Genomic DNA, 7,186 nt, shown 5'->3' with positions numbered 1-7,186 from the left:
GGCCGAGGAGGGTGGTGGGGGTGAGGATCGAGGAGTTGAGTTCGAGGTGGAGCGGGGTGCCTGGTTCGTCGTGGAGGGTGGTGTGTTCGGTCAGGCCGGAGACGAGCAGGCGGGGGTCGTAGGTGGCGGAGAGCCGGCTGGTGGCCGGGTCGGTGGCGAGGTAGGCGGCCATGACCGGGTCGGGGAGGACGCCGGCGAGAACGGTCAGCATGTGGAGCCACTCGTAGCCGAGCACGCCGTACTCGGTGTCCACGAAGCGGCCGTTTGCGATGTCTGCGCTGCGGTCCTTGGTGAAGGAGATGGCGATCCGGCCGGGGCGGGTGTCGGGCTCGAACTGGTCGATGAGGCGGGTGAACGCGGTCAGCGCCGTCGCGTGGCGGTACTGGTCGCCGATCACGACGCGCGCGTGCGGGTGGCGGGTCAGCAGGTCGGTGAAGGCGTCGATCTCGTGCGGCAGGCACGCGGGCTTCTCGACCAGGACGCGGGCGGCGGGGTTGTGATCGAGGACGGCCCGCAGAATCGGGAGGTGGTCGGCGGTGGGGGCGCAGACCGACCACAGGTCCACGCCCGCGGCGACGGACGGGGCTAGGTCGCTGACTTCATGGCGGAAGGAACGGTGTTGGCGGGGGAGATCCTGGTGCTTGGGATCGAGGACGATCAGGTCGCCGGCGAGCGGGGCGAGGATGTCGGCGTGGAGGCGGCCGGCGACGCCGTAGCCGATGACGCAGGCAGTGCCCGTCCGTGGTGGGCGCGCGGCGGGGGCGTGCGGGGCGAAGTGCTGGTCGTAGTAGGTGTCCCACAGGCCCGCGTCGGCGATGGCGCGGTCGGCCGGTTCTGTGTGGAGGCCGGGTGGGATGCCGCTCGGGTTGGCGCACAGGTGGGCCGCGGCGATCAGAGTTCCGGCGCGGTAGGCGTCGTATCCCTCGGGGCCGATGGAGTCGGCCTCGAACAGGTTCAGTGAGCGGCCGTCGCCGAGCAGGACCGCCGTCCTGCCGCCTACCAGCCTGAAGTGGGTTCCCACGCCCGGCACTTCGACGGCGTCCGCAGTGAGGTCCGGGCGGGTGAGGAGGGAGAAATCGCGGGTGGCGAACGGCGCCAGGTGGACACCGTTGGGCAGCAACGGGAGGTCGGCTTCGGTGAGCGCTTCCTCGCCGGTGGTGCCGATCACCAGCCACGGACGGACGGCTGTGAGGGCGTCACGGGCCGTGCGGTGGGTGCTGTAGCCGTGTTCGGCCGCGTCGACCAGTGCCAGGACGTCGGTGTCGACGACGTGAAGCGGGCAGCCCAACGCGCGGAGGGCCGGGGCCAGTCGGGAGCCGAGGGTGCCGTAGCCCAGGAGGAGCACCGGTCGGCCGATGAACTTGCGGTCGGGGAGGATCGTTCGCAGTCGCCGCAGGCAGGAGTCGGCGATTTCGGGGTAGCCGAGCCGGGTCTTGAGCTGGGAGCGGGCGAGGTTGAGCACGGGGATGGCCAACGGCCCGGCAGCGGCGATGCGTTTGACTCCGCTGACGGTCAACTCCACTGCGGCGTCGACCGTTCGGGACGCTCCGGCGGAGCCGTAGCCGCGTGCGAGGAGCCCGCCGTCATCGATGACCAGGATCCGTCGCCCGGCGGCGCGGGCGACGTCGATGAACGCGTCCACCTCGGCGGTCGCCCGTTCGATGGCCGCCTGGTGGTGGGCCGAGTCGTTGATCGCCGTGTTGTCCAGCAGGCCGGTGCGGTAGCCGCGGGCGGTGAACGTGGCGCGGATCCGGTCGCGGCCTGCGGTTCGGTCGCCCTTGTCGAGCGCGGTGATCCACTCCGCGGGGATGCCCGCACGCTCGGCCGCGAGCAGAAACCCGAGGCTGTGCTCGAGGTAGTGGTCGCGGAAGATCAGAGCCCAGTCGCTGAACACTCCGGTGGGGGAGCTGTGGTGCTGGAGGAGGGGCATCGCGGCCCGGATGGTGGTGAGTTCGTCGTGGGTGTGGGCCGACGAGACGCTGGTCAAGCGTTGCCGTAGCTCCTCGGCCGCGGTTCGCCCGGCCGGGGCGATGAGGACTTCGGTGTGCAGGGCGGTGTTGAGCTGGTATCCCAGCGTGCGCGGCGCCTGGGGCGGCGCCAGGCGCCACCGCACCGTCACCGTTGTATCGCCGCCCGCCAAGGGGACGAGGCGGAGCCCGGAGTCGAACTTCTGGATGGTAAGGCGGTGTTGAGCGGCCACCTCGGCGGCGATCCGCTCGATCGCGGTGGGGACGAGCGGCCCGAGCAGGGTATGCCACCCGACCGCGTCCGCGGTGAGTGCTGCTACGGCTAACGGTGCTGTGCTCATGATGGTCTCCGTTCGTCGGTGTGCCGGCCGAGGTCGCCGAGCGCTGCTTCGGCCGTGTCCAGGGAGTCGAGGAGGCGGGTGGCGGCCTCGTGGCGCTGGAGCCAGAAGAGGTCGAGGTCGTCCTGGTGGAGGCCGGGCGCGAGGTAGTGCTCCTTGACGCCATAGAGGCTGGTGAGCAGTTGGATGAGGGCGACGCGGGCGCAGGCGGTGATGTCGGCGGCCGGGAGCGAGGGGTTCTCCTCCAGGTAGGCGGAGATCAGGGTGGCCGCCGAGGCGATCCAATCGGGGTCGTGGACAACGGAGCGGACGTCGAACGCGATCCGGCCCAGTTCCCAGGCGGTCAGGTAGGGCTCGGGTGGGCCGAAGTCGACGACGGCCGTCAGTGCGTCGCCGTCGAAGTGGAGGTTCTTCACGCTGTAGTCGCCGTGGAGGACCTGGGTGTGGAGTGCGGGCAGGCCGAGGTCCCCCAGGCGGTCGAGCTGGGCGCGGCGTTCGGTGAGGGTGACCGCGGCCCGTTCGTCGAACGCGTCCCGCTCCGGGCGGTCGTCGATGACGGCGAGGAGACGGTCGATCGTGGCGTGGCGCGCGGCGAGGTCGGGGGCGAGCCACTTCGCGGCCCTGGCGGAACGGCGGGCGCGGGCCGGATGGTTGGCGAACGCGGCGTGGATGCGGCCGAGTGCGGCTCCGGCCGCCGCCTGCTGGGCCGGGTTCAGCCCTGTCTCGACGGTGTGGCCGGGCATCCACTCCCATACGGACAGGGCGACGCCGTCATGGACCGTGATGGGCTCGCCGCTGGTGGAGGGCACCACCGAGGCCACGGGGACGCCGTGCTCCCCGGCCAGCCGGGTCTGGGCGATCACATGGGGGGCGGCGGCCAGGTCGGTCGCGTCGACGTAGTGCTTGACGAACGCCGTCGAGCCGTCGTCCGCGGTGGCGCGGTAGTTGACGCTGACCTGCCCGTCCAGCCGCTCCAGGCGCACCCCGGACAGTCCGTGGGAGTCGGCGAGAACGTGGGCGACCGACTCGGTTGCCGGGAGCCGGGGTGGGGTGGTGATGTGGGTCATGGGTGGTGGCCTTCCGTCATGGGCGGCGTTACGGCTGGTGAGCGGCCCACCACCCTAAGGGCCTGTGCGGGGGAGGCCGTGCCGCCACCAGGTCAGGGCGGAGCGGTATCGGGCCAGGCACTCGGCGGGAGTGCGCGGCTGCCCGGTCCACTCCACCGCGACCTCGATCCGCTGACCGCCGCCGATCCGCGCCGCGGCGGCCATCGCGACGGCCGTCCGGTCCGGGTGGCCGAACCCGGCGCCGTCATCCGAAAGGTGCAGCACCCGCGCCCAAGGAAGCAGCCGCAGCAATACCTTGCTGTTGCGGGCCGCAGCCAGCTGGGCGGTGTCCGCGAGAAGCCGCAACTGGTCGTTGCGGCGCAGCAGTTCTGTGAACGTGGCGGGCGCGTCGCCGCACAGCCACCCGGGATGGTGGAGTTCGACGGGCAGGCCCACGGCCGGCGTCGGCACCACGGCGTTTCGGAGGGCGGTGAGGTAGGCGCTCGTCGGTTCGACGCGGGCCAGCAGCCGTACCCACCGTGCTCCGAGCCGGGCCGCGCTCTCTGCGAGCCGCCCCAGCTCTTCGCGGGCGGCGGCGCGCGACGGTGCGGTGCCGGTGACCAGGTCGGCGAGGTCCAGGTCCGACGTCACGCCGGCAATCGGCACGCGGGCCGCCTCCGCCGCGCGCCGCCAGCGTTCCAGCTCTTTTGGGTGGCGACGTGCGAGGTCGTATCCCCGTGGCCCGCCGCGTAGATGCAGGAACGGGATCCGCGCGGCGGCGGCCCAGCCGAGCAGTTCGGGAACGTCCAGGCCCCGCACCGAGATGCTGTAGAGGCCGACCGGGGACGCGTTCACTCCGCCGTCCAGCCGAACGTCCAGTCGAAGATGACGACCGGCTCGGCGGGGCGGTCTCCGTCCCGCAGCTGCCGGAAGACCTCGGGGACCAGCTGCCCCGGCACGACCCGGCACCACCGGGCGACCGCCGCCGGACCCATGTGCGTGGTCAGCCAGGCAGCGGCGGTGGCGTACGCGCTCTGGTACGCGCCGGGCGCGGCCGGGGCGAGTTCGTGCATGCCCACCACCGTGCAGCCGTCGCGGTGCACGGACAGCGCCGACAGTTCGGCCGTGGGGGAGGGGGTGCCGAGGAGCCCGAGCGTGCCGCCCGGGGCCAGCAGGGGCGCGGCTCTCTCTGGCGTGCCGGTCGTGTCGATGACCAGCTTCGCCGGGCTGGCCTCCACGGGGTCCACGCACTCGACGCCCGGGACGGTGGCGATCGGCGGGCGCCCGCGCGAGGTCACCAACGGCACCGTGGCGGCTCCGCGCCGGCGTAGCTCCAGGGCACACCCGAGCGCGACCGGGCCGGATCCGACCACCAGCGCGCCGTCCCAGGGGGTGTCCGCGGGGGCGCGGTCCAGGCCGAGCAGCGCCATCTGCTGGAAACGCGCCACCGCCGCGACCGATACCGAGGTGCCCGGCGGTGCGGTCACCGTCCCGGGGCAGGCCGGGTCGAACGCGGCACCGTGCGGCACCGGTGCGAGCAGCCAGGGCGCGGTCTTGTCGCATCGGCCGAGGGTCACATATCCGGCCGCTCGGGGAGGCCCGGCCAGCCGGCGCCGCTCGGTCCCGGGGCTGAGCACGCTGAACCGTCCCGCGAGCCACCCGTTGGGCACCGGCGGCGCAGGGAGCAACCGGGCCTGCCCGTCGTGGAGTGCAACGCGCGGTCCGATGAACGGCTTGGGGTCCTGCCCGCGGGCGTTCATGACCGGACGCCCGTTGCCGAGCCGGAGATCCGGCGGGTGGTGACCGCGTGCTCCACCCGGGTCGCGATCCCCTGGGGTGCTCCCCACATGGTGCGCATCGGGACCGCGTTCGCCAACGAGCGCACCAGGGACAGGCGCCCGCGGAGCGCCGCGGCGTTCTCGACCTCGCGCAACGCCGGGCCCTCCGCGTTCTCCAGCACACGGTCGAGGAGGTGCCCGCTGGCCCGCAGCCAGACGGTCGCCGTCGTGTGCGTGTCGACGCGACGCACCGCGCCGACGGCCCCGGCGGGGTCGCCGTCGACGTCCACCAGCACCACGGCAGCCACCGGGACCGGCTCGGCGGGAGCCACCACGGTCAGCTCCTCCCGGAGACCCAGATCGATGACGGGCGGGCCCGCCGCGTCGAGCCCGAGTTCGGGGAACCAGCGCCGGACCGGGACACGCCGGACCATGAACGCGGCCGAACCACCCACGACGGCCGCGCCGCACCCACTGCCGTGCACCAACGCCACGTCGCCGGCCAGCACGCGCCAGCCGCGCCCGACCAGCCCCAAGGCGACCAGGCTCTTACCGGCGCCATGTCCGCCGAGCAGCACGACGGCCCGTTCCCCATCCGCCGGTTGGAGGCACACCGCGTGGACGCACAGCACGTCCCGTTCCAGATGGAGCCGGTGCAGCTGAGCACCGAGCCAGCGCCGCAGGTCCTCTGCCGTGAGTCCGTCCGGCACGCGCAGCGCACGTGCTTCGGCGTGCGGCGGCACCGGTTCCACGACGGCATCGGGGAGGCGCTGGGCGAGGCGCGGCATCAACGGGGCCATGCCGCCGGGAACGTTCAGCGTCAGGGTCCGGCCGCCGCTGCGCAGTGCGATCAGCCTGCGTTTCTGGCCCGCCATCAGGACGCTCCCGGTGCGGCTGCGTTCGTCCGCTCGGTGAGGTCTGCGAGGAACGCGGCGTTCTCGTGGTGGTCATGGCCGAGGACGATCGTCTCGTTCGGCAGAGTGCCGAGGCGGGCCGCGACCTCGGTGCGGACCGGCGTGGTTCCGGCGTTCACTCCGCTGGTCAGACCGAAGATGTCGGGATAGGAGTCCTCCGTCCGCCCGGTCATGAAGTCCGCCTCCGCCACCACGGCCGCGCGCTCGGCGTCGATGGCGGGCCGCGCGCCGGGACGCACCGCGGGGTGGAGCACCAACGCCACTTGGCCGGACGAGGCACCGCTCAGCCCGCACCAGCCCGTCAGGTCCTCCGGTCGCAGGTGCGCCTTGAGCTCGCGCTCGCCGGATCGGCACGGCAGGGACAGCCCGGTCAGCAGCGCGCCGGTGACCCGCGGATCCTGCGACGGGTGCGGCTCGGCTCCCGCCGCCAGGCGCCGCCGGGCGATGTGCGTCCAGCCCAGCGCGCTCATGAGCCCGAGTCCCACGGCGGCGCCGGACGGCCACGGCGCCAGCTCCACGCCGCCGCCCGCCGAGGGGCGGGCGAACACTCGGTCGTTGCCGAGCAACCGCGCCCCGCGCGAGGCGAGGGCGAGCGCCACGGTGGACTTCCCGGCACCGCGCCCGCCGAGCACGAGTACCGTCCGCTCGCCGTCCAGCACGGCGGCCGAGGCGTGCAGCAGCACCCACCCGTCCGCCATGAGGCGCGCGCGGACCAGCTCCCGCGCCACGCGAACCGCCGCACGGCACAGCGGCGGAACACGCTCCCCGCGCACCTCCATGCGGTCGGCGGCGGGGGTCCACCGGTAGGCGACCCTGTCGCCCGGAGCCACGGCGATCGTCGTGCCGCCGTCCCGGCCGCGGGCGTAGCGCGTCGCCGTTCGCGGGTAGCCGACCTCCGTCCACGCCCCGGCCGCCACCTCGGCGGCCTGCGCACCGATCTCACCGAGCACCGCGGTCACTACCGGTCCGGTCCCGGCGGCCTCGCCGCCCGGGGTGACGTGCACGGTCCACCACGGGCGGACGTAATCGCTGACCCACCCCAGCACGGACGGGAGTTCAGAACGGACGTGCACCGACGCGGCCCCACCCACCGAGAGCGTGACGCACCGCCCCGGCGGGGGCGGGATCGGCACCGGTGGCAGT

Annotated in this window: 6 protein-coding genes; all 6 read right to left on the bottom strand. The window is 73.6% G+C overall.

What is annotated here, in order from left to right; genetic code table 11:
- Positions 1 to 2,308, bottom strand: a 2,308-nt coding sequence (locus ADY01_RS36175) for a hypothetical protein (RefSeq protein WP_053171358.1), incomplete at its 3' end; no start/stop codon positions are given.
- Positions 2,305 to 3,372, bottom strand: a complete 1,068-nt coding sequence (locus ADY01_RS30225; RefSeq protein WP_049579827.1) for a phosphotransferase enzyme family protein — start codon at positions 3,370 to 3,372, stop codon at positions 2,305 to 2,307. The genes ADY01_RS30225 and ADY01_RS36175, both read right to left, overlap by 4 nt.
- Before the next feature lie 54 nt (positions 3,373 to 3,426).
- Positions 3,427 to 4,206, bottom strand: coding sequence for a hypothetical protein (locus tag ADY01_RS30220; protein ID WP_049579825.1), 780 nt, complete (start codon positions 4,204 to 4,206; stop codon positions 3,427 to 3,429).
- Positions 4,203 to 5,111: a hypothetical protein gene (locus ADY01_RS30215; RefSeq protein WP_078900746.1), complete on the bottom strand. Its 909-nt coding sequence runs from the start codon at positions 5,109 to 5,111 to the stop codon at positions 4,203 to 4,205. Before ADY01_RS30215 ends, ADY01_RS30220 begins: the two co-directional genes overlap by 4 nt.
- Positions 5,108 to 6,004, bottom strand: coding sequence for a hypothetical protein (locus tag ADY01_RS30210; RefSeq protein WP_049579824.1), 897 nt, complete (start codon positions 6,002 to 6,004; stop codon positions 5,108 to 5,110). Before ADY01_RS30210 ends, ADY01_RS30215 begins: the two co-directional genes overlap by 4 nt.
- A partial coding sequence (locus ADY01_RS30205; RefSeq protein WP_049579822.1) for a hypothetical protein occupies positions 6,004 to 7,186 on the bottom strand: 1,183 nt, incomplete at its 5' end. The genes ADY01_RS30205 and ADY01_RS30210, both read right to left, overlap by 1 nt.

The sequence above is a fragment of the Streptomyces sp. SBT349 genome, assembly GCF_001083795.1.
Lineage (GTDB): Bacteria > Actinomycetota > Actinomycetes > Streptomycetales > Streptomycetaceae > Streptomyces.
This window is presented reverse-complemented; position numbering and strand designations above follow the sequence as displayed.